19 protein-coding genes and 2 pseudogenes are annotated in these 22,822 nt (G+C 46.8%); 9 read left to right on the forward strand and 12 right to left on the reverse strand.

Annotated features, from left to right (window positions below):
* Positions 1-1,024, forward strand: a pseudogene (locus IEW70_RS17945) (IS1182 family transposase); the annotation flags it as partial.
* Positions 1,025-1,491: 467 nt separating this feature from the next.
* Here IEW70_RS17945 and IEW70_RS16020 read toward each other — a convergent pair.
* Entirely contained in the window at positions 1,492-1,788 is a 297-nt protein-coding gene (locus IEW70_RS16020) for a hypothetical protein (protein WP_188648928.1), read from the reverse strand.
* Positions 1,789-2,193: 405 nt separating this feature from the next.
* Between IEW70_RS16020 and IEW70_RS16025 the strand changes: the two genes are divergently transcribed.
* The gene (locus tag IEW70_RS16025; protein ID WP_188648929.1) at positions 2,194-2,334 is read left to right on the forward strand and encodes a hypothetical protein; all 141 of its coding nucleotides are present in this window, start codon (positions 2,194-2,196) and stop codon (positions 2,332-2,334) included.
* Positions 2,335-3,344: 1,010 nt separating this feature from the next.
* Here IEW70_RS16025 and IEW70_RS18730 read toward each other — a convergent pair.
* The 3 genes from IEW70_RS18730 to IEW70_RS16035 all read right to left on the reverse strand — a co-directional run bounded on the left by IEW70_RS18730 (position 3,345) and on the right by IEW70_RS16035 (position 5,735).
* The gene (locus IEW70_RS18730; protein ID WP_505712059.1) at positions 3,345-3,584 is read right to left on the reverse strand and encodes a hypothetical protein; all 240 of its coding nucleotides are present in this window, start codon (positions 3,582-3,584) and stop codon (positions 3,345-3,347) included.
* A 296-nt stretch (positions 3,585-3,880) separates the two neighbouring features.
* On the reverse strand, positions 3,881-4,087 hold the full coding sequence (locus tag IEW70_RS16030) for a hypothetical protein (RefSeq protein ID WP_188648930.1): 207 nt from the start codon (positions 4,085-4,087) through the stop codon (positions 3,881-3,883).
* A 1,453-nt stretch (positions 4,088-5,540) separates the two neighbouring features.
* Positions 5,541-5,735, reverse strand: coding sequence for a recombinase family protein (locus tag IEW70_RS16035; RefSeq protein WP_268234902.1), 195 nt, complete (start codon positions 5,733-5,735; stop codon positions 5,541-5,543).
* 38 nt (positions 5,736-5,773) lie between these two features.
* On the opposite strand from IEW70_RS16035, the gene IEW70_RS16040 reads away from it, so the two are divergent.
* Together IEW70_RS16040 and IEW70_RS16045 are read left to right on the forward strand one after the other, a co-directional pair.
* Positions 5,774-6,190, forward strand: coding sequence for a hypothetical protein (locus IEW70_RS16040; protein WP_188648932.1), 417 nt, complete (start codon positions 5,774-5,776; stop codon positions 6,188-6,190).
* Between the two features lie 185 nt (positions 6,191-6,375).
* Entirely contained in the window at positions 6,376-6,534 is a 159-nt protein-coding gene (locus IEW70_RS16045) for a spore germination protein (RefSeq protein ID WP_268234903.1), read from the forward strand.
* A 475-nt stretch (positions 6,535-7,009) separates the two neighbouring features.
* Here IEW70_RS16045 and IEW70_RS16050 read toward each other — a convergent pair whose 3' ends face one another.
* The 4 genes from IEW70_RS16050 to IEW70_RS16060 all read right to left on the reverse strand — a co-directional run bounded on the left by IEW70_RS16050 (position 7,010) and on the right by IEW70_RS16060 (position 11,847).
* Positions 7,010-7,150, reverse strand: coding sequence for a toxin-antitoxin system HicB family antitoxin (locus tag IEW70_RS16050; protein ID WP_188648933.1), 141 nt, complete (start codon positions 7,148-7,150; stop codon positions 7,010-7,012).
* A gap of 1,304 nt (positions 7,151-8,454) precedes the next feature.
* A complete protein-coding gene (locus IEW70_RS18735; RefSeq protein ID WP_505712058.1) occupies positions 8,455-8,826 on the reverse strand; it encodes a divalent metal cation transporter in 372 nt (123 codons plus the stop codon).
* Positions 8,772-9,644, reverse strand: a complete 873-nt coding sequence (locus IEW70_RS16055) for an Nramp family divalent metal transporter (protein ID WP_308423180.1) — start codon at positions 9,642-9,644, stop codon at positions 8,772-8,774. The genes IEW70_RS18735 and IEW70_RS16055 overlap by 55 nt, the downstream gene beginning before the upstream one ends.
* Positions 9,645-11,178: 1,534 nt before the next feature.
* On the reverse strand, positions 11,179-11,847 hold the full coding sequence (locus IEW70_RS16060) for a L,D-transpeptidase family protein (protein WP_188648934.1): 669 nt from the start codon (positions 11,845-11,847) through the stop codon (positions 11,179-11,181).
* 402 nt (positions 11,848-12,249) lie between these two features.
* On the opposite strand from IEW70_RS16060, the gene IEW70_RS16065 reads away from it, so the two are divergent.
* Positions 12,250-12,816 (forward strand): site-specific integrase, encoded by a 567-nt coding sequence (locus IEW70_RS16065; RefSeq protein ID WP_188648935.1) that lies wholly within the window; start codon positions 12,250-12,252, stop codon positions 12,814-12,816.
* 641 nt (positions 12,817-13,457) lie between these two features.
* Here IEW70_RS16065 and IEW70_RS16070 read toward each other — a convergent pair.
* On the reverse strand, positions 13,458-13,718 hold the full coding sequence (locus IEW70_RS16070; RefSeq protein ID WP_188648936.1) for a helix-turn-helix domain-containing protein: 261 nt from the start codon (positions 13,716-13,718) through the stop codon (positions 13,458-13,460).
* A gap of 1,145 nt (positions 13,719-14,863) precedes the next feature.
* Between IEW70_RS16070 and IEW70_RS16075 the strand changes: the two genes are divergently transcribed.
* The 3 genes from IEW70_RS16075 (at position 14,864) to IEW70_RS16085 (ending at position 17,139) form a co-directional block, all read left to right on the forward strand.
* The gene (locus IEW70_RS16075) at positions 14,864-16,249 is read left to right on the forward strand and encodes a NucA/NucB deoxyribonuclease domain-containing protein (RefSeq protein ID WP_188648937.1); all 1,386 of its coding nucleotides are present in this window, start codon (positions 14,864-14,866) and stop codon (positions 16,247-16,249) included.
* Between the two features lie 175 nt (positions 16,250-16,424).
* Positions 16,425-16,709 carry an AbrB/MazE/SpoVT family DNA-binding domain-containing protein gene (locus IEW70_RS16080; protein WP_188648938.1) on the forward strand — a complete coding sequence of 95 codons (285 nt, stop codon included), beginning with the start codon at positions 16,425-16,427 and terminating at the stop codon, positions 16,707-16,709.
* 13 nt (positions 16,710-16,722) lie between these two features.
* The gene (locus IEW70_RS16085; RefSeq protein WP_268234905.1) at positions 16,723-17,139 is read left to right on the forward strand and encodes a PIN domain-containing protein; all 417 of its coding nucleotides are present in this window, start codon (positions 16,723-16,725) and stop codon (positions 17,137-17,139) included.
* 237 nt (positions 17,140-17,376) lie between these two features.
* Here IEW70_RS16085 and IEW70_RS16090 read toward each other — a convergent pair whose 3' ends face one another.
* Both IEW70_RS16090 and IEW70_RS16095 read right to left on the reverse strand, forming a co-directional pair.
* A complete protein-coding gene (locus IEW70_RS16090; protein ID WP_188648940.1) occupies positions 17,377-18,219 on the reverse strand; it encodes an IS3 family transposase in 843 nt (280 codons plus the stop codon).
* Positions 18,220-18,233: 14 nt separating this feature from the next.
* On the reverse strand, positions 18,234-18,521 hold the full coding sequence (locus tag IEW70_RS16095) for a transposase (protein WP_188648941.1): 288 nt from the start codon (positions 18,519-18,521) through the stop codon (positions 18,234-18,236).
* Between the two features lie 603 nt (positions 18,522-19,124).
* On the opposite strand from IEW70_RS16095, the gene IEW70_RS16100 reads away from it, so the two are divergent.
* Positions 19,125-19,568 (forward strand): OsmC family protein, encoded by a 444-nt coding sequence (locus IEW70_RS16100; RefSeq protein WP_188648942.1) that lies wholly within the window; start codon positions 19,125-19,127, stop codon positions 19,566-19,568.
* A 1,248-nt stretch (positions 19,569-20,816) separates the two neighbouring features.
* On the opposite strand, the pseudogene ltrA reads toward IEW70_RS16100, so the two are convergent.
* Positions 20,817-22,219, reverse strand: a pseudogene (ltrA, locus tag IEW70_RS16105) (group II intron reverse transcriptase/maturase).
* Between the last annotated feature and the right edge of the window lie 603 nt (positions 22,220-22,822).

Here is a 22,822-nt window from a genome sequence, read left to right on the forward strand (position 1 = left end):
AGCCAAAATCGGCGTCGCCGCTTCGAAGGAACTTCCATCTACCAGGACATTTTCGACGAGATCGTCCTGCAAGCTATGGACAAAGGGCTCATCGAAGGAAAGGAACTTTTTACCGACTCTACGTTCCTAAAAGCCAATGCCACTCGGGGAAAGTTTGAAACCAAAAAAGTCAAGGCCTCCACCCAAGCCTACTTGGAGGAGCTGGAAAAAGCCGTGGACGAGGACCGTAAAGCCCATGGCAAAGGTTCTCTAAAAAAAAAACGAAACCGCCCCTGAAAAAGAGATCCGGGTAAGTACTACGGACCCGGAAAGCGGCTATATGGTTCGGGAAGGAAAACCCGAGGGATTTTTCTACTTGGATCATCGAACGGTCGACGGCAAACACAATCTCATCACCGACGTCCATGTCACCCCCGGAAACGTTCATGACTCCCGTCCTTACTTGGCTCGGCTCGACCGGCAGCAGCAGCGGTTTGGCTTTTCAGCTGAAGCCGTGGCGTTGGATGCCGGGTATCTGACCGCGCCGATTTGTCATGGCCTTAAACAGCGTGGGATCTTTGCCGTCATTGCCCACCGCCGCTTCCGGCCGAACAAAGCACTCTTTCACAAATGGCAATATAAATATGATGAGAAGAAAGATGTGTACACCTGTCCCGCTGGTCACGAACTTTCCTACCGCACCACCAACCGGCAAGGGTTTCGGGAATACAAGTCAGATCCATCTGTCTGCCAAGCGTGTCCACTGCGGTCGCAGTGTACGACCAGCAAGAGCTGCGTCAAAACCGTCACCCGCCATGTGTGGGAGGACGCCAAAGAGTGGGTACGAACCAACCGATTGAGCGACCAAGGGAAAGCACTCTACAAACGAAGAAAGGAGACCATCGAGCGAAGTTTTGCTGATGCCAAAGAGCTCCATGGTCTCCGATACGCACGCATGAGGAGGCTTGCCAAGGTTACAGAGCAATGCCTCCTAACCGCGTGTGCCCAAAACATCAAGAAAATGGCCCTGCTCCTCTCCAAGAGGAGCAGGGGACCTGAAAACGGGCCGCGATCTCCCTTATACACGTTTATTTTTCTCTGTTTCTGGAACAAACAAAGCCCTGTCGCCTTTCGGCGCAGGGCTTTGTCATTAACCTCAACCTGCTTTAGCAGGTTTTGGTTTTGTTCAACAGTAGGAAAGACCGGTTGCTATCATTCTTATACAAAGTTTTTGGTGGGTATGCTATTTTTTGATGCCTTTTCAAGGCAGCTCTATAAAAACAGCCCATGCTATTTACACGGGCTGGGAAATGGGGTAAGTATACAAAGAGGTGTAAGTAAGGATACAGAACATCTTTTGGCCTTGATCTGTTGTTATCGTACAAAACACTAGCCAATTAAACAATCAACCAATGGATCAAATTTCTTTTTCCTACTTTCGTATGTCTGGGTGTCGGAAGGGCGTTTTGTGCGGATTCCGTTAATAGTTTATATATTTCCCGTTTTGAATTTTCACCAGGTCAAATCCAACTCATCGCAACGTATATCACACTCAATAAAACAATTGTTCAAATCCGCTTCTAAGCTCATAGTATTTATGATGTCATCCACTCTTATTTTTAATTCTTCAACTGTAGTATAAGTCACATCGAATTCATATTCCCAACTATTTGAATGTGCTTGACGCAAGTTGTATTCGCTTCTTAGTAATTGCTCGATGGATTCGCGTACTTTTTTCTTACCTCGAACATATTTATTGTTGTTTTCCACCCGGAGCCACATCTTAATTTTAGCTGTTTTTACTGCCATTTTTGGTGTCTCCCCTTGTAGACGCCTTTTTTTGAATGCTTATATGAGACATTATAACGCCCTCAAGGGTTTCGTTTTGTTTCATTTCAAATGAACATTAAAAATTAAAACATCCCGTCACGGGCTCATACTGGAGGTGGCCGGTATTTCCGTTTTTTATAAAGGAGAATGGAAAGTGTTTTCCCTGGCGAACGTGGCATGGATCAGTAAGGAGAAAACAGGCGGCGTTCGGGTAATAATAAAATATTCCGGTGGTATTTTGAATACGACGGATGGAACAATGCGATTTGGTTGGATGAAGAGGAAGCGCGGATTTCATCGAGGCATGGACCAGATATAAGGAAGCCGATGAAATGAAAGACATCATTCGTTTCAAAATAAAAAAGAGGTAACGGAGGGAAAGAAATGGCTTTTCACATTCAAGAAACCTACGAAACACAATGCGAATACTGCGGAGAAACTTTGAAAATCCGAGTGTACGAAGATGATGTGGATGGGTACAAAGCTGTGGAACAGGAATGTGGTTGCGGGGTAGCTATTGTGTAACTGAGAGGGGGGAGATTACCCCCTCCTATTTCCGATAGCCTTCAAAGTTTCGGAAGCTAGAGAAAAGCAAGTTTAGGACTAAATATGATTTAAAAAAACCGCCCTAAACCCTTGATATAACAGGGGAGAGGGCGGTTTTTTCATGGGGAATTTAAGGTAACAAGATCGACGAAATGCCACGGTATTCTTGATGGCTGCGTACTCCGTCTTTAGGTATTCCGGATAGCACCTGGATAATTTCCCCCTAAAACGCGAATAATTGGCTTTAGCAGGTATTAAGAGTATTTATGTAGTCATGACTGATACTGAGTCGGAACCTGTTCAAGATATAACCTGAACATTTCGAGAGATGAAAAATGTGGTAGAATAATATATGCGTGGAGGCTAGGGGCGGGGACCGTCACTCCTGGTGAAAGGGGGTGACGCGTATGCTCGCAGCATTGTTGGGAACTGCCTTAAAGGTGGTAGTAATCGTGGGAATGACGCTAGGAACGTATAAGACGTTCCTGGAGATTCGTCAGATAAAGACAACGAAGAAGACACGTAAAAGACGAAGAAAACCCCACGCCCCTAGCTATAGGACTTGGCGGTCTCGCTAGGTGGTGTTGGGGTTCCTTTGGCTCCATGCCTCACTAGGACGGTCGCTCCGTCCCGTCGATGAAGCGCCTGCAATGGCTCTGGGGTGTTGCCGCACCCTAGGGCCATTTGTAGTTTATGCTCGTTTTCATATTAGCATACCCACGAACTGGAAACAAGAAACCTCTTATTGCCCATTTTGCAGCTGTCGTGCTGCTCCCCACTCTTTTTTTGGATGCTGGCAAGCACTATTGACTTTCGGGTTTTTGGCTCACTGGCTTCGTAAGAAAAGCAAGAAGTCCGATACCCGTGCGGGAACCGGACTTCTGACTGTGACGTCTGAGTCTGAAGCACGGACTCGGCGGTTACCGGGTTCGTGCCTTTTTATTTTCTGCCTATTTGCTTGTTTTCTGTAGATGGGAAAGGATGATCCGTTACGAATCGCCAAAAGGCGTCTTCGCACATGGCACGGAGATGCGCGTTAAAAAAGAGTTGGAATACGAGTATCCACGGAACAAAAACGTGACCACACGGCTGTCACGTTCCTGTTCGATTTGAAGGATCTTTCCATCAGAGCAGGAAATTTCCCCTTGGGTTTGGCTTAGTGCTGCTACAACCTTGTCATGTGTATAATTCAACAGCCTGGCTACTACGGATCCGGATTTGAGTGGAATCTGTTGGAGCTACTTGTAATCATACCGTATATCTTTTCCAGCACATCGAGGACAACAAACTGTCTCACTTTGGTTTCAAACTCATCGTATCCCAGGTGGATATTGCATAATTTAGTTTGTATAGCAGACCAAAAACTATAAGTTCAAACCATCCCAACGAGGTGGTTAGACACCATCGGAGACGAATTACCCTGAACTTCCGTTCTAACTCATGGAGGGAGTTTGGCATTTACTTGAAGAGGCTCGTAAATAAAATCTTTATACTTCATATGCTTATCCAATTGCTTTCTGTAGAATCATTTAAAGTAACTGTTCATCGCCATACAGTCATAGCAATAGATTTTATCAAAATCGATACCCATCAGCTCCATCCGACCAAGCGGTTTCATTCTTTTCGATATAGCTTTTAACAACGCCTCTTTACTTGATTTTGTCTCGATCACTCTTCCGCATGTATCACAGGTTGCTATATGCTCCCCTGTGTTCTCATCACGCTGAATCATCCCGATCACCTCAGTATATTATCGGGAGAAAATTGTCCTAAATATGCAAAAATCTTTGATGCGGTTTTTAAGGTCTGTATAGGGTAAAACCAGCAACACTACAAAATCCTACTTATGGGGTTTATCCACAAACAAATGGCCAAAGTGAGTAGCCTTCCTGAAAAAGGACAAACCCGGGCCGAAGCGGAAGTGGCGATTAAAGAGCTTTAAAAGAGATACTAACGACTATTCGGATCAATCTCATGTACTGTAAACGCAATTCAGGTTGATAAATAAAGAGGACGACTAAATTCTTTTGATGGCGGTGCGATTGCATGGGAAGCGCGAAAAAACGATCCTGATGCGACCGGCCCTACGCCAGTCTCGGTGCATCGACCGCCGGGGGACCACCCGGCGGTCTTTGTTATTATATGTCCATGTAGGAAGCACCCATGCCCTCGCGTTTAACCTTCCCATATACTCCCTGAGTCTATGCCCTTAAGGGATAACCTCTTTGATCTGGAGCACTTTGAATCACTCTTTTCATTTTTTAAAGAAAAAATGGACCCACGCTGGTTATTTGCGTGAGTCCTGTCAAGGGTTTATTGAAGGGAGAATTCCTCTTCATTCTTCCTTCTCTTTTTCGATTTTATTCGCATATCGGATCCACCGATAATAACCCCATCGATACCACATTTCTTTTAAGAAGAACTGTCGTTTTACGCTTCGATAAGGAAGCGCCTTTTTTGTATGTCATCACTTACAAACACTCTGTCCTGTGTATCCCTCACGTGTCTCTCTTTTCTTAATCTTTTCTCCCTTTGGGAACTTCAACCCCTACATACAGTGTTGTCTTATGGTTAGGATTGTCAGAGTCAAACTAAAGTAAAAATATTTATAATTTAGACATAAGGCTCTTTGAAGGCGGGATGGAGCATCCGACCCAAAAGGGCAAAAATGTACGCATACTTGTGGCGTTAAAATGAACGAATCGTTACCGTACCCCATCAACTATGAACAAAGATCTAAAAGGATCGCATGGGATATGCAAATCCTGATCTTGACTTGAAAGAGAAGCCCGCCAAAAAAGGCGGGCTTAGTCTGTTTGCCTGGTGTGTTATACAATGTTATGTCGGAGTGGATCATAAATTCAGGTGGAGTCCATTGAAGGCTGCATTCAAGCATTTGAAGGGAAGGTAATCCATGACCTGTCGACATTGTGGAAAACGTCTGATGGACATTGATACGAACGTGAAGGCATGCCCCCGATGCGACCAAGACGAAATTGAGTTGTTGGGGGAGTTGAAAGATCGTTGGGGCGAATTCGATTGCATCTAAGGGTACCGGTCACTTGCATAAAACCTCCGGTTTCTTACAACCCGTGGGGGAACAGCTGCGCTCGGACCTGCCGCCTCAAAAACTGCCGCAATCCCAAGCAGAGCAAGGGTTCACGGCGGTTTTGCATAGAAGGCAATCACAGCCGGCAGTCTCCTTCCCGCATGTAACTTAGGGCTTCCTCTAGCCCGGGCCGGTTAAACTTTGTTCCGCTGATCGTATCGGTGAAAATTTCGAAGCCATGTGTCGGTACGGTAACCCCTGTATGGAGATCGGATAGGAAAACAGGCTTTTGCACGGGTGACTCTGCGGATAGACGGGCATACGATACCAATGTCTTGTTGCATCATAAAACCAAAAGGAGTGAAGGTTTTGCATTACCAATGGTGGCATATGGATCCTAACATGGTGAATCCGCAGATGATGTACTATTATCATCGGAAACCCTACAAAATAAGACATCGTTCTCCACGGGATAGCTGTTCTAGGAGTTCACACCTAGGTACTGCCTCTATATCCAATCATAAAAATAAATCGAAACCTAATTTCCAAGCTATCGTCAGTAACGCTTTTGAAATAAATAACATTCAAGACCCTAATCTGGAGAAAGCACTAATCAATGCATTAGAACAAGTGGTAGATTATGACCAGATTTATAAATTCGTACAAGACAGAATCAAATCAGATAAACGTAATGATGGTGCCCACTTTTCAGAACAGGTACTTCAGAAGGATCACGATGTCCGTATCTTTCCCCGCCCATCCCCTTCCGCCTCGGAGGGCTCTTAATTAAAACTACACAAGCATGAAGGTTAAGCGGGTACCTAGCCTGCGAGTGCAAAACAAAACGTCGCTTACCCCAGAATGACAAGGGTTTGCGGCGTTTCACTTGCCCAAGCACATATCACATGGGTATACACTAACGTAAAGGGGGATTTCAAATCTGCTCGGTCAACCACACCTTTAATATAAAACTGTTGGACGTTTCCGATGCCGGTACGATCAACTTAGGTGATACTGTCAACCTAGGTTCCAACGCCAATTCCAAAAGTCTTGGCGGTTCTGAATCCATTGGAGATTTTACGGTAAACGTAGATGGGGCCGTTGATGTGGATTTCGTGGATCAGCTGTAATAAGACCGTAACGATCGCAAAAAGGATACTCCTTCATGATAAGATATAAGTTCTTCACTTTTGTGGAGTCTTTTTCTTTTGTCAAAACGATCCCGTTTCAACACAAGGACGTCTTTGTTTTCCTTATCTTGATAGAATGGAAAGTACGCCTTAAAAATGATGGACATGGCTATCGGTGGGTATTCTTTTTTGTTGAGTGTTTTTTCCGCTCTCTAATTCCCCCGTTAGGATGGATAACCTGACCGGTCATGTAACGGGAGTCATCGGAAGCGAAAAGTGACCCGCCCCTGGTTGGCTCCCTAGGCGAGTCACTTCTTTGATTCTACTATGGGCCGCGTCCTTCGTCGATGAAGGCCAGCTATCTTCTTGCCCTCATTATATTATGCCCATTGATGAATATGCAAATTCTCAAGGAGGACTGAATGAAAAAAGTGGGGGTGACTTTAAGCACCCCAGTGAGTAGCTCCAACAGTAGTCATCCCCTCTCGAATCTATCCTTGACTATTTCCTCTACGATCTGTTGCATCGATATTTCCCTTTCAGCGGCTTCGATGCGTAGCTTCTTATGGAGGCTTTCGGGGAGTCGAACCTTTACTTGTTTCATTTCCTCTTTCATTAGTACCACCTCCGCTGTTTGGTTCAATTATACCCATCATACCCACAATTCTTTATGGTCTTAGTGTTAATTGAGTTGGATAAGATCCGTCCTAAACAAGACAGCATCCTTAGCGAGAATATTCAACCGAAGAAAATAGATGCGGATTTAACTCATACAGTCATAGAAAGGGATGAAAATCCTTATGTTATTAGGGTTATTGGCTTCTTTAGTGTGGAAGGGGATAGGAGGTGAGGTGTTACGCAGAGGGGGCTGCTTTTAAAAATCATAAACAGCCCGTGCTTTTACACGGGCTGGGACATAGAAGGTAAGTGCATCATCTGAGTGCGTCATTATAGTACAAAACGCGAGCCATTCTAACAATCCACCGTTTGACCCAATTTATTATACCAATTAGGGTATATTAACTAGCTTCGCCAGAAAAGCAAGAAGTCCGGGCCCCGGGAACCGGACTTCTTTGAAGCACGGCCCCAGCGGTCAATGGGTTCGTACCTTTTTATTTTATGCCTTTTTATCCTGATATGCAAAAAATACTACACCATAAGGGGTTGGTCAGTAGAAAAAGGGGGGGTTACATGTAAATTTATGGTTCAGTTTTGATTTTTCCGAAAAGGGTGTTACTATAGGGTAAATATTTAGTTAATCGTTTACGAATCCCAATAAAAACGCGGGCTTCATTGATAGAATAAACTTGGTCATAGGTTATGCCTACTCATCATTTTGACGCTTTCATTCCGGTTGGGCCCCTAAGGGCCTTTTTATTTTGTTATCAGATACGATTAAATAAAGCCCACGAATCGTGGGATTTATAGCTTGAACCCTTGAAACACTCCCGTAAATAACCCGCATGGGTTTCTTTTTTGTATTTGACTTGCCAGTGGATCCGCGGTTCAAGATAAATAAACCGCCGATCTTCATGGGTCTTTATCTGCTGTACCTAATAAAATGCTTTCCGTGCCTTGGGATGGATACCCAGTTCCAACATCCCGCATGGGCGTAACTACCCGTCTTCCTCCAATGCGATCAACCAACCAGGTTCATCCTTGCGGTACCCCGTGATAACGACTTCGGTTTCTCTCCAATGAACGACTTTTTGCCAGTCCCAGGAGCGTTTCCCTACATGGGGTCACCGTACCATTTCGGGTAAAGTGTACGTTTAGACAAAATTTAGACATAAAATCACCGACTCCTTGTACTGTAAGGAGCCAGTTTGCTCTTCAAGGGGTAATACCAGCGGAGTGGTTGCCGTCACGACATCTGCAGTGGAGAGAATAAGGCGGAAGCCGTCCATCTTACCTTTTTAATCATTTGTTCAACAATTCCGAGATCTCTTGAAAGGCGAGGACCACGAACAACAAAACGCAAGCTACCAGGAGAGTGTTGGTTATCCACCCGTTCCTATACGGTTTCTCCACCCGTTTGGAGTTGAGGAGCCAGAGTAAGGTAATCGCCAGAAAAGGCATGAACAGGGCACCTAAGACCCCGTAGGCGATCACCAGGCCAAAGGGCTCACCAATAAAGAGGAGCAACAGGGGCGGGAAGGTGATCCAAAGGAGGTATCCCCGATAGGGACGGCTGGTTTCCGAGAGGTACGAGCCGGCCTTCTCCTGGGGAATTCCTTTCAAAATGCGGACAAAGTCGGCGAAGAGGTAGGAGAGCCCGTTCCACGCCCCCACAGGGAGGTGAAGGACGCGGACCAAAACCCGATCAGGAAGAGCCAGCGAACGGCCTCCCCCAGCTCTTTCCCTACAATCCGGGTGAGCTCGACCATCCCCTTGTCTCCTTCAAGGATGATTCCGGTGCCGAAGAGAAGCTCCATCCCGACGACGAGGAGAGAGAGGGTGAACAGGCCCGTCATTGTGTAGGCGACGGTGAGGTCCAGCCGCATCATCGGGATCCAGGAAGATCCTTTCCACCCCTTTTCGCGAAGCCAGTATCCGTAGGCAGCCAGTGTAACCGTAGCACCGATGCCGCCGATCAGGCCCAGGGCGTAGAACAGGGAACCATCGGGCAGACGGGGAACTAGCCCTAGGGAAAGCTCAGCCAGGTTGGGGAAGAGGATGGCGGCGGAACCGACTTCAGTGACGAACATCACCCCAACGAGGACGATCATGACTTGTTCAAAAAGCCGATAGTGGCCGCTCCAGACCAATAGGAAGCCGGCCAAGGAATGGATCACAGCCCAGGACCATAGAGGTAGGGCGGGGAACATCGTCGTGGTTGCCAGGGCGGTGGCTGAAGTGACGGCGGCTCCGAAGGCGAACCCCAAGATGACCAGATAGATACCGAAATAGCCAGTCGCCCATTTACCGAGGGAGTGCCACCCCTGTAGGATGGTTTGTCCAGTCGCTAGGTACCAGCGGCCGATCCCTTCGTTTAGTATGTACTTCAGAAGGGCACCCATGACAATCGCCCAGACAAAGACATTGCCGTAGAGTGTTCCAGCGACCAGCGCGGCTACAAGGTCGCCTACACCGACTCCTGTCGCCGCCATCACCAAGCCAGGACCGACGTGTTTTAGGCGCTCTTTTACTGAAGAAGGGGCTGCTGGGTTTGCTTGAGGGTTCAATAAAAGATTGGAAGAAATAAGAATCTCTCCTTATAGGTGGAATTATATAATTATAGTAATGGTAGATTGTAAATAATTTTCTGTCAATTGATGGGATGGTCAAAACAGCATGTGAGAGAGACCCCTAGGGGAACCTCCTAGGTTTCCCAACATGGCTTTCATCAGAAAAAAACCTGCTTTGGCAGGTTTTTTTCACTGTAAGAAAGACCGGTTGCTATCATTCTATACAAGTTTTTTGTGGGGTATGCTATTTTTTGAGGCCTTTTCAAGGCAGCTCTATAAAAACAGCCCATGCAATTTACACGGGCTGGGAAGCAGGGAGTCATACAAGGACGTATTAAGTAAGGACAGAACATCTTTTGGCCTTGGTCTGTTGTTATCGTACAAAACACTAGCCATTTAAACAATCAACCAATGGATCAAATTTATTTATCCTACTATCGTATGTCCGGCTGTCAGAAGGAGGGAAGGTTCACCTGTAATGTTTGTCTAATTTTGATTCTATCTGCTTTTGTTGTGCGATCCCCTAGGGTCTAAATTAGCCAGAGGCTGTTATTTCTGCTCAAAAAAAAGGCCCTCTTAATGAGGGCGATAGGTCAAGTAAGAGGTAATGATATGGATTCTCCTCTAATTTACAAGGGTGAGCTCGCTTATACAATCCAACAAAAGTGGCGATTTTCATCCATTCCCATGGACTATTTACAGTGAGCGAATGGGTGAGAAGTATAACTTAGCTACCTCCTCAACGTAAAAATGCCGCGATCTAATTTGAGTCTTCATATGGAGATACTTCACCTCGAAAACGCCCTATAGGTAGCCAAGTAGACGTACTTTATGATCCGGAAAACCCAGACCAAATTATGTCTAAGCGTACAGTTTACTACGGTGACCCCCATCATATACGGCACAATATTAAAAATACCCCGTTTGGGTATATAATCAAATTATCAATTGGGATAGAACCATATATCAACTTATTCAGGGAAGTCCTGGCAGCTAAAATGTGCAAAAGCCCCGGGTGAAAATTCCCGAGAGCTTTTGCACAGACACTGGGGTTTGGTCTGTTCGAATATAAGATGATTGCTTTGAATGGCGCCCAAAAGGGTGCCTTGAAACCTTACCGTTTTTGATTGTCGTCTATTTTCCTTAATCCAAGCAGCCCCAACAATCCTGCCAGTCCAATCTAAGGTCATAATCGCTTACTAACCATTCAAATAAAGCTTCCCAAAATCTGTTTATAAAGTGGATAATCTTTATTGATAAGCACCTATCTTATTTTTAACGTTTGTGCTTATCTTGTCTTTACAAAGGAGAATTATTCTTTAACGCCTTCGAAAAAATACGGGCGCCTCGTAGGTTCACGCAACTTAATATTTGCATCCTTTGCGAGCTTCTCGTTGCCGGAGTTGGAACAATTTAAAGTAAGTCCCTAGACGGAATCGCACTTATCCCGGGCTTTTCACTCCAGTAACCCCAAATGGATATATTCTGGTAGCTGGATCTGACCGGTGACTAATAGTCGGTGATCTCGCTGATACCGTTTGACTGTGCGCTCCAAGGCCTGACCAAAGATCCCGTCGACGGGTCCGCTGTAATAACCGGCGGCCTGCAGCCGGTTTTGCACAAGCATCACCAGAGTTCCCCGGTCACCACGAACCAGCTTTTTCATCCGCCACTCTTCCCTGCCGAAAATCGGCCCTTCGATCCGAACGGTAACGCCTACGGGAGTACGTTCAAATAGTCGCTCGATATCGGAGTTCAACATCCGGATACAGCCATGGCTGGTATCGTGGCCAATGGAGTTGGGCTGGTTGGTGCCATGGATTCCGTAGGTGCCCCAGGGAACATTCAACCCTAGCCAGCGCGTCCCAAACCCGCCTCCCCACTCCCGAGATTTCTCTGTCACTTTCCAGTTTCCAATCGGTGTCGGAAAATTCTCCTTCCCCGCCGCAACAGGAAAACTTTGGACCACCTTGCTTCCTTCCATCAAAAAAAGTCTTCGTTTCCACAGATCGATTTTCACCCATATTTCCTTCGGTGCGTCGGCAACCTCTACCGCTATACTCCGGCTGATTAAACTGGTGATACAGAGAAAGAATAGACTGAGTCCTACCACCGATTTTTTCACAGACCCTTTCACCTCATTCCTTAAAATGAGGATTCTGGCCCTTACCTATACAATGGTGTAGGATTTTTTTGTAATGGGCCGACGACGTCTGTTGGTTGGCCAAAAAGTACCTAACAATTGCGTCAAATTGGGGTTAGTTCGAGATACCCATTATATATACAATTAGCGTGGGGTATTTATTAATCCCTGGTTCCGGAAAGATGGATCTGGGATATATTTCATAATATTCGTAATGCGACTCCTCCGGATTGTGTCACATTCGATGGTGAAAGTGGAACCCTTGGTACTTCTGGGTGGATGGAAGATAAAACACACCTCAAAATCGAAAACTGTGTTTTGAATGAGACAAAACCGTGTATAATAAATGATAAGATGCATTCGGAATAGTTAGGAAGTGGGAGCATGAAGTTTGTTCAACCGATCAGGGACAAGAAGAAATTGGAGGCAATGAAAAAAATCTTGTTGGCAGAATCACCCAGAAATCATCTCCTATTTATCCTAGGGATTAACACGGGATTACGGATTTCCGATATCTTGCAATTCAAAGTAGAAGACCTGGTGAATGAACGAGGGAAGCCAAGGGACTTTCATGCAGTAAAGGAGAAAAAGACAGGGAAGTGGAGACGGTTTCCATTTGGGAAAAATGTCAAGAAGGCGATTGAGTTGTATATGAAGACGTATGATGTGGAGCCAGAAGATTGGGTGTTTAAGAGTCGGAAAGGGGATGGACCGATCGACCGCCGGCACGCCTGGAGGATTTTGAGTGAGACAGCACAGATGGTGGGGATCGATGAAGCGATTGGAACCCACAGTTTAAGGAAGACTTTTGGATACCATGCGTACAAGTCTGGAGTGGATTTGTCGATGATTCAGTATCTATTAAACCACTCATCGCAACGGGAGACCCTTCGGTACATCGGGATTACGGACGAAGAGGCGGAAGATGTGGTGATTAACCTAAACTTATAGGTACATATAATAAGGAAGAAACACGATCAAGAGAAAAACACATATGAGGAAAAGTTCGTGATACATATAAAATAAACCGACCTACTTAGGGGTCGGCGTTCGCTACGAACGGTATTTAGGATACTGTTCAAAGAAGTGCTTAGGGCTCAACACGAGTGGCTTAGACTCGTTGTTGGGCTTTTCCATTTTTAGCTCAAACCAGCGATGGTGAATGTTCTTTTGAACGGATCCATTCAATAGATGCTTTACATCTGTGCTGATGATGTGATCCACATCGGCTTTGAAGGCGGCTGCAAGTATGTGTCTGTCATCTGGGTCGGGTGTGACACCGTTCCACGAGGATAGATCCTCCAATGTCAGCGATACTCGTTTGATCTGTCCCGTGTACCCATCCATTGAATGTAGTGTAACCACCGACTTCTCGCCTTTTCCTCCTTGTTCTGTCCACTCTTTCGCATGGGGATATGTTCGTGGCATTCCTTTTCCAGCGGGTCAGATAGTATCAGAAGGAATTTACCCTCTAATGCCCGGTGTAGAAGGAGAGCAGATCCCCCTTCTGGGCGTTCACACGCCTTGAACCAACAGTTGGTATCCAACAAGAGGGATTGAACCTGTTTCAATTTTTTCTCTCTCCCCTATGTTTAGTCCAGTTCGTCGTTTGCTTCTAAGTCCTCCAGCTCCAGCTTTCGTGTAGGGATGTTGGTTTCTACCTTCCGATTGTTCACATCGAGCATGTTGTCTACATAGTCCTTTGGAATGCGCCACTGATTTCCCAGCTTGATTCCCAATAAGTCTCCTCTGTTCAACATGCGGTAAATAGTACGGGGATTGACATCAAAAATTTCGGCGACTTCATCTACCGTATAGACGCGTTTGCTTTGGGACTCCATCGTGATGTCCACTCCTTTCACCTCCTTAACTATATTGTGCAACAGAGTACAAAAGAATACAATGTATTTATGATATATATAAAAAATACCTATTGCCTGTGACGTGCACCGGTTGGCCCAGGTCATGTTTTTCCTGTGTCTACTTAAAGGGGTGCACATTAGCCCATTGACGGGGTTTGTTTTTATATTGAGGGTTTGTTGGGGTAGGTAAAATGAAACGGAAGAAAGCCGCCCATTTTGGACGGCTTTCAGCAGAATGGCGATGTATTCGTTAATTCATATTTAGTCTCAAACTTTCTTATTCTCTAACTTCTGAAACTGTGAGGGTATCGTCAGTTTAAGCTGTCACCAAATAGGTTCCCAGTGGCAGTGACGGGAACAGTCCCTTTCACTACCTCCCCATGCTCGGCACGTATTATAACAATCTGGATCAACGAGTAGTAGATAGGGTAGTGTTTGAATTGAGTAGGGATAGAAATAGGAATGGGCAGCTATTGATCCTAGATAGGAATCGGGATAAAGAAATGAAGAGTACCCGTAATAGGGGATTTGTCTGGATGTTTCACGATTCAATGTATGTTCCTCCTTATCTTGTGGATACCTATAGGTATTATCTCCATTACTTGACACTTTTTGAGGTCTAAACTTCCTTTTCTACAATCACCTAAGCAGGACATCCAGGACCTCCACCTTTCTTTGCCAACATTTTTTCCAGTTGTATGCCCTTACATTTCGATCGTGACATTTAAGTATCAAGTTAAAGAGGTTCAAGGTGGTGGTTGGAATTCGGAGTACCGTCTATATTGCAAGCAAAACAAAAAATCAGGGTGGCTAAAGAAGATCAAATAAACAGTCTGCCTTGGATCCAACGCTTCAGCGTCCGGTTAGATGAGACAATCAACCGTTATTGGCTTCATGACGTTTTACACCCTATAAGGAAAAGTAAAACCCTAGGAGGTAATATGCTGGTGCGATCCCCCTAGGGTCTAAATTGTTTCTCTTGTGAAGTACATATAACAAAGAAGCCTAACCGTACTTAGGGTTGGGCTTTCTTTGTCAGATTCAAGCAATTTTTATCAAAAATTACGGGAATTTAGGAAGGAATATTTCATTGAATCCATAAAGGTTAGAGGAGCAACTACCCAAGGAGGGGTTTGATGATCTGGAGGAAAAAATTCCTCGCTATGGTGCTATTGGTCACTGTCGTGATGAGCTCTACCAGTGTTGTGGGTGCCACTTCCCAGCCAACCAAGAAAGCTGTATCGACAAAGCCGTCGAATCAAGTGAACATGTACAGTCTCCCCACCAGTAAAAAAGCAGATGAAGTGTGGAAACAACTTCAACAAGGGAAGTCTCCGAAAGAGCTGGGTCTCATCTCAGCACAACAGCATGCGTCGAAGCAAAAAAGCTTAAAAGAGATGGAAAGGGAAGCTGCGCAGAGTAAGCAAATCTATCCCGTCAAGATGAATCCCTCAACACAAGCTCCAGGGGAGAAATGGAGTCCCCCCCCTTTTGATAAGGTTTTTGAAAACATTACGTTCGACGAGTGTATTGAACGTTCACAAGGAAAAGACGACTTTAAATGGATTAAAAACCACTATGCTTCTTGTCAAACTGAATACTTTACCGTGGCGCCTTTGTTACCGCTCGAAGGTCCTCTTGTGTTTCGATTAACCATAATAGGCCATGGCTCGTACGGGGAACGAAAAGTGTCCTATGAGTATCAGATCGATGATATTAAACATGGGTATGAGGGCATTCCAGGAGACACCGGGTGGTGGGAGAACGCCGAGATATCCGTCGATCTGCTATGTAATGGAACCTCAAACAACCCCGATTGCATCGGAGATCAAGGTCCAACTACCCGATCGGTTTCAGAATGGCGAGAGAATCCCCGGGCAGCGGAAGCCTTGACATCCAATGAGCCACCCCCCACCCTCGAAAATATCGAGCGAGTCAGTTACATGGACATTAGGCCCAAGGTTACGGTGAATCCCCCTGGATTATTCCCAGAAAGGTCAGGGGAAGGTTTAACTCAGAAGGTACGCGCAGACTCCGCCGATTATATGTTACGCAAAAAAGCAGCGATCTTCGCCGAAGCTACTCCCGTTTTCTACTACCAAGAAAGCGACCCATACTTTGACATCATGGATCCGGCTTTTGAACACCATAAGCAGGCCATAACGGATCCCCAAAAAACCTTCCCACCTAAGGAAGGGAAAAAAATCCCGGGACAATCCGCTCCGCTCACTCGATTGTATCCTCAGTTAGATCCGGTTCAGGCTGGTCGCAATAAATACACAAAGGATATTGCATGTGCGGATCTGCGTAAAACACTTCCGGAAGATCCCAGGCAAAAGGGCGAACAATGTGATGAGTTCCCGTTTGCCTCGACCTATGAAGGGGCCGGAAAAGGCGATGGAAACTTCTCAGTCCGCTACATTCCTGGAGATGCTAACAACGCCCACGGACGTTGGCTCAATGCATGGTATTCTTATGATCGGATCCTGCATAAGGATCAGTTTTATATTGGCTTCAGATAAACACAACTGAATAATAAGTGGGATCAACAAAAGAGCACAGCTAAGCTGTCCTCTTTTGTTAACTTTCGTGTTTGGACTCGGGCATATGGCAGTGGGTTTGTTGTTACCCGCTTGATTCGGGTATAATAATTAATGTAAGAAGGTAAGGAAATAAAGGATAACAAGGAGGATAAACATGAAGACCGTCAAAATCACATCAAAAGGGCAGATGACCTTGCCGAAGGAGTTTCGGGATGCACTGGGAGTAAGTGAAGGGGATCAGTTGATTCTGGTTCGAAAAGGAAAACAAGTGATCTTGCAGAGTGCCAAGGAGTTTCAGAAGCGGGTGGAGGAGCTGGAGCGTCAATTTGAAAAGGAAGCACTGGAGGCGGGACTTACCAAAGAGGATTATGAATCAATCCAAAACGACCGTTCCGACTACACGGATGAATACATGAAGCGGCTAAAGGAGGGGGAGTAACATCCGTATCCTAATTGACTCCAACGTCTATCTCTCCGCCGTGGTATTTTCACCCAGGATCAAGGAGATGATTCACTATATCCTGGACAAGCCCGAGATGACCGTGGTTATCACGGACTATGTACTTGGAGAAGTAAAACGGAACATGGTGACAAAGTGGCCTCACAAAATGGAGGAATGGCAAGATTTACGGATGTTGCTCTTCGATTCCGAGCATGAATACGTTGACATCGAGGATCTACGACAGATGGATTTATCAAAAGCGCCAGTCATACGAGATTCCAAAGATCAACCAGTCGTTTACTTCGGAATGTTGACCAAACCGGATATCTTGCTCACTGGAGACAAGGACTTTCAGGATGATCACATCAAAGAAGCGTTGCCAATTATGAAACCGGCCGAATTCCGAATCAAATACATGGGAGAATGATTGATCCGACCCCGGACGGCACTCCAGGGTTTTTTCGTGGTTTCCCAAGGCAACGCTTTGTCTCCATTGTACCACTGCTTGACTTTTTATATACCGCCTCTTCGTTCGTTGCTCTCGGCATCCTTATCTTATCTTTAACCAAAATAAACTCAGTTTTCGGCAGTGGTTGTCATGCACTAAAAAAAAGCCGCTCCCCTTAGTAATAAGGGTCGTAATGAACCCCATAAGTCCAGACAATTAAGCGACATTTGAAGTAAGAGATTGACGGAATTCTTTGGGAGACAGATAACCTAGCGCAGAATGAGGTCGGTCTATGTTGTAAAAATCAATGTAGGCTACAATATCCTGTTTGGCTTCAGTAAAGAAAAGATACTCGCGAGTCCAAACGGTCTCTTCCTTTAGCGTTCGAAACCAACGCTCGATGTAGGCGTCAGCATCGGGATTATTAAAACCGGTCCGTTCATGCCGGATGCCAGCATCCTTCATCGCCTTCACAAAACGGCGACTGGTCATTTGGCAGCCGTTGTCGCTGCGGATGGTCAACTCGTTGCCTCTAACGCCTTGCGGAAAGCGACTATGTAATGCCATGTTCACTGCGGTTAACAGCTCATCCGTACGACAGAAACGGGAGAAACAGTAACCCATCACTTCCCGGTCAAAGGCATCGATGACAGCAAACAAATACCCCCACCCATCCCTGCCACACCATACTTTCGTCATGTCAGTTTGAAAATGCTGGTTGGATCGTTCAACCGGAATGCGTTCCTTCTGTTTTTTGCGCTTCGCTTCATAGAATCGTACCTGCACAAGCAGGTTCATTTCCTTCATCAGCCGGTAAACCCGCTTATGGTTCACACACAACCGGTGTTTTCTCTTGAGCATCGTCCGAATCCGGCGGTATCCGTAGGTGGGAAACTCTCCGCACAGACGACGAATCTTTTCCCGCAGAGACGTTTCATCGGTGCGGACCCTTGATTTGACCGGTGTCTCTTTTAGCAAGGCATAACCATAGGTACGGTTAATGCGAAGGACAGAGGTGATCTGAGGGACCGAATACCCTTCGTGAACCAGATGTCTCACCAGTTCTCTCAGACTTACCTTCGGCCCCAATTCGTCTTTTTTCTCAGAATCTCAATTTGCATCTCCTTCTCACCCAGAAGTGACTTAGCTTCTTGCAACTCTTTTTCCAGCTGTTTTTCCCTATTGGAAGGATGAGTTTCCAGTGCAGACAATCCCCCTTGAATAAAGGAATCCCGCCAACGGTAGTATTGGGTTTGAGCAATGCCATACTGACGGCAGACTTCAGAGATATTCGCCCCCGGTGCCATGCCCTCCACCACAATTTCCATCTTTTCTTTTGCCGTCCATCTTCTCCTCGCCATAAAAAATGACCCCTTTCTTTCCCCTTATTCTAACTTATCTTTTGTCTGGGGTCTCATGGGGTCAGTATAGCCCTTCCTTCCGACAGCCGGACATACGAAAGTAGGAAAAATAAATTTGATCCATTGGTTGATTGTTTAAATGGCTAGTGTTTTGTACGATAACAACAGATTAAGGCCAAAAGATGTTCTGTCCTTACTTAATACCTCCTTGTATGACTCCCTGCTTCCCAGCCCGTGTACATGGCACGGGCTGTTTTTAGTTATTTAGCGCACTGGAAAACGCCTCAATAAAAAAAGCATACCTACCAAAAACTTTGTATAAGAATGATAGCAACCGGTCTTTCAAACCTGCTAAAACAGGTCTTTTTTTCTGATGAAATCGATGTTAGGTATTACCAGTTAATCTGGGGCATAATAGGTTCCATAAAAAGTAAAAAACCCTAAGGAGGTATGATCCCCTAGGAGAACGTTTTTGGTAATGGATAGAGAGGCTGTGGTGGTAAGGCCCTTGCCTCTTTGCCCATTTATTGACCTAATTCCAATTGTTAAATTGGAATTTATGAATTATGATTAATACTAATAATCTTTTGGGAGGTTTGATCCATGCCAAATTTGACTTTTTCTTCTGATGTAAAATGGTCCGGCGAGGGAGTACGCTCAGTGGCCGAAATCAACGGTAAACAGGTGATCATTGACGAGCCCCCGGACTTAGGCGGCACGGATCAGGGACCCAATCCGTTAGAACTGATCCTGGCCGGCTTGGGCGGATGCATGAATGTGCTGGTCTCCCTGTTTGCCAAACAACATGGGGTGGAACTGAAAGGAAGCCAAGTACGCGTGGAGGGGGATGTGGATCCCGACGGATTCTTGGAAAAAGCCGATGTCCGCCCCGGGTTCCAGGAAATCCGCTACCATATTCATATCGACTCCCCCTCTGCCCCGGAAAAGATACAAGCCCTGATTGAGCACGTGGAGCGGGTCTGCCCAGTGAAGGACACCTTAAAGGGCGTGCCCACCGTGGCGGTGACGGGACAGAAGACGTCATAATTCCAACGGACAAATCATCCTTAAACCCACAGGAACAAGTCATTTAAAAATCCCCGGCATATACATTCAACGTACCAACCCTCAAGACTCTGAACATAAAAAATGTCCGAAAAAACCTGCCAGGTAGGCAGGTTTTTTCATGAGTGAGCATGCATACTGGAAAGATTATGAAAGGAACAGTGGCTATAGAGGCAATACAAACATTACAGGTGTACCGTCCCTTCTTCTGACCACTGTACTTATGAAAGTAGGAAAAAGAAATTTGATCCATTGGTTGATTGTTTAAATGGCTAGCGTTTTGTACGATAACAACAGATTTACCCCTCCTTGTATGCTTATCCCATATTCCAGCTCGTCACGGGCTGTTTACGTTATAAATAAATAGAGAGCGGGAAAACACTCAACAAAAAGATACCCACCAAAAACTTATATAAGAATGATAGCACCGGTCTTTCTTACAGTAACAAAGCCTGCTAAAGCAGGTTTTTTTCTAAGGGAAGGGGGGGCAGGGGCAATAGCGTTTTGGCTTGTCGATCGGTGCAAGGGAAGCTTCGCCGGCTTCTCCGCCCTTGCATCTGCCCGAATAGCTTTTTAATGCTCACGTCACGAGGTGCTTATCCATACAATATTGTTAGACCTGGTGAAGCCTCAAATAGCCTCCAAAGGAACATCGGAAGGGTTGGATGTGCCCCCAGCACGAATCTATCCCCTTCCGGTGTTTTTTGTTGTCTTTGACGTTCAAACAGCCGATTTTATGACGCGAAAGCGTCTTGCCTATGAGAAGATCACCCAGGGCCGTCCCTAGGGGGACGGTTTTCCCTGTCCATTTGCTATGTTCACATCAGGCGCTTCATAAGTTCTCATCGAAGAGCTATCGTAACAGCTCGAGCTCTCGTAATAGGGGTGATGGTGACCATAATGACAATGCTTCAGCATCCTCCTCAGCATTTTGGTCACTTTCCTACTGCGACAATAAGCTTTGTGTAACTTATGCATATCCACCATACAATATCTATGCATCGGATAGTGCATGTGGTAATAAGGCATTGCAGGTCCGTATTCCATCTAGAGATTCACTCCCTCTCTGGGTTTTAATCACGGTATTGTATGCCCGTATATCCGATCAGAAACGGCTGTTACCCAGGGGCTTTCTTATTGTCAAGACATTTTCGCTACATATCGAGTAGGAGGGGGCGGCTAACCCCCGTCCTCTCACACCACCGTACGTACCGTTCGGTATACGGCGGTTCATCTTGTTTGACGCAAAACCACATACTGTTGTTCCAAGCTAACCAGACCCTGGTTTGCCCAGAAAGTCCGGTTCAGGACGTTGTTAAGTAACATCGCGGCCCGCCACGGGCCTTTTCTTGTGTTGGCGACCATTCGGGCCACATGTTCGGATAGCCCAAAGGCACGCAGTTTTCGCAGGCGTGTTCGTACCCGCTTCCACTGTGTCCACACACAGGCCCGCAGCCGGTGGCGAATCCATCCGTCCAACTCCTGCAGGATCTTGCGGGCATCCGCCAGGGCAAAATAGCCCAACCATCCTTTCAGATGCCGATTCAGTTGCTGAATTCGCTTGTTCATCGGTTGGCTCCGGTTTCGCCGGGTCAGCTCCCGGATGTGGCCCTTCAGGCGTTGGACCGTCTCCGGTGCCAGCCGGATGCCTACCTTCTTGCCAACGTAGAAACTGAATCCCAGGAGGGATCGCCGCCAAGGGCGGTCCACCCCGCTTTTCTCCTGGTTGACCTGTAGTTTCAGCTGCTGTTCCAGAAAGCGAGTAACACTTACCTTTACCCGTTCTCCTGCCCGAAAGCTGCGGACGAAGATCCGGAAGTCGTCAGCATAGCGCACAAAGCGTAGGCCGCGCCGTTCCAGTTCTTTGTCCAGCTCATCCAAGAGGATGTTGGCCAACAGCGGGCTCAGTGGTCCGCCTTGCGGTGTACCTTCCACCCGGCGGGTGGATACACCTTCATGCAGGATGCCTGCTTTTAAGTAGGCACGGATCAGTTTTAAGAGCCGCTTGTCTGTTACTTTCCGGGCGATGCGGGCCATGAGCATGTCATGGTTGACCCGGTCGAAGAATTGCTTCAGGTCCAGGTCAACCACGACGCGGTAGCCCGCCTCGATGTAGCCCTTCGCCCGTTGAATCGCGTCCTGCGCCCGCCGTCCCGGTCGGAATCCAAAGCTGGATTCGGAGAAATCCGGGTCGAACAAGGGCGTGAGCACTTGGAGAATGGCCTGCTGGATGAGCCGGTCGGTGGTGGTGGGAATCCCCAACCGTCGCACGCCGCCGCCTGGCTTTGGGATGTCTTGCCCGCGAACAGGTGCGGGCTGGTAGGTTCCCTGACGAAGATCCTCTCGGATCTCAGCCCAGTGGGTTTGCAGGTGGGACTTGAGGGTTTTCACGTCCACGCCGTCCACACCGGGCGCGCCTCCGTTGGCACCACGCGCCGGTATGCCTGCACCAGGTTGTCCCGGTTCAGGATTTTCTCCAGCAGGTTGTCGGTGTTGCTTTGCGCGGAGGAGTGTCCGGTTCGCGCCGCAGGCCAACTCGGCGCTTCCTTCGTCCCCCGCGTATTCACCGCTTCCTCCGAAGGAAAGCCCCCGTTTGGGGTTTTCTGCTGTCTCCGTTTGCCCGTCGAGCTCATCCGGTCTCCCTCCTTGAAAAAAAAGTGCGTACACATTTTTTTCCGAGATGTTCAGCCCTTCCCCAAGCGGTGCACCGCTTGAGTACTATGGCCTCTGCTGACTTCTGGCGGTTCAGCGCACTTTCTCAAGCGCAGTTACCAAGTCACTTGGCGTACCCGCCAGACCTCCCCGGGTAAGGACACGCTCTTTCCCTCCATCCACCCGCCTCATTTACGTTCCCTGCCCTTCGGCAGCATGGACTTTGTCTTGGTTTGCAGACTCATCCAAGCAGGGACCGCCTCCTATGAGGTTCCTGTCCGTCGGGCCGGAGGTTTGCCGCCGGCTTCCTTCAGATCCCACGTCGCCGTGGGGCACCCTTGCCTTAAGCTAACGGCTACTGCTGCCTTCACCGTTCGGGACTTTCACCCTAGAGAGCGTGCCCATGCCGGGCGCACAAAACAAAAACACCGGAGGGGTCCGGTGTTTTTACATGCCGTTTCTTTTCCTCGCGACAATACGCCTGGTGGCCGTTGCAATATCATTGTATGATTGTGCACTTCATGACATACCGAGAAACATTTGTTCCGCAAAAGTAAGAAGGATGCAACGGGACAGGTTCACTA

It is taken from the genome of Marinithermofilum abyssi (genome assembly GCF_014641195.1).
GTDB lineage: Bacteria > Bacillota > Bacilli > Thermoactinomycetales > DSM-45169 > Marinithermofilum > Marinithermofilum abyssi.

What these genes read in the sequence shown, in the direction of transcription:
- IEW70_RS16020 (WP_188648928.1), bottom strand. Translation starts at nt 1,788, where the DNA reads ATGGCAGTAAAAACAGCTAAAATTAAGATGTGGCTCCGGGTGGAAAAC.
- IEW70_RS16025 (WP_188648929.1), top strand. Translation starts at nt 2,194, where the DNA reads ATGGCTTTTCACATTCAAGAAACCTACGAAACACAATGCGAATACTGC.
- IEW70_RS16030 (WP_188648930.1), bottom strand. Translation starts at nt 4,087, where the DNA reads ATGATTCAGCGTGATGAGAACACAGGGGAGCATATAGCAACCTGTGAT.
- IEW70_RS16050 (WP_188648933.1), bottom strand. Translation starts at nt 7,150, where the DNA reads ATGAAAGAGGAAATGAAACAAGTAAAGGTTCGACTCCCCGAAAGCCTC.
- IEW70_RS16055 (WP_308423180.1), bottom strand. Translation starts at nt 9,644, where the DNA reads ATGGCGGCGACAGGAGTCGGTGTAGGCGACCTTGTAGCCGCGCTGGTC.
- IEW70_RS16065 (WP_188648935.1), top strand. Translation starts at nt 12,250, where the DNA reads ATGAAGTTTGTTCAACCGATCAGGGACAAGAAGAAATTGGAGGCAATG.
- IEW70_RS16075 (WP_188648937.1), top strand. Translation starts at nt 14,864, where the DNA reads ATGATCTGGAGGAAAAAATTCCTCGCTATGGTGCTATTGGTCACTGTC.
- IEW70_RS16080 (WP_188648938.1), top strand. Translation starts at nt 16,425, where the DNA reads ATGAAGACCGTCAAAATCACATCAAAAGGGCAGATGACCTTGCCGAAG.
- IEW70_RS16095 (WP_188648941.1), bottom strand. Translation starts at nt 18,521, where the DNA reads ATGGCGAGGAGAAGATGGACGGCAAAAGAAAAGATGGAAATTGTGGTG.
- IEW70_RS16100 (WP_188648942.1), top strand. Translation starts at nt 19,125, where the DNA reads ATGCCAAATTTGACTTTTTCTTCTGATGTAAAATGGTCCGGCGAGGGA.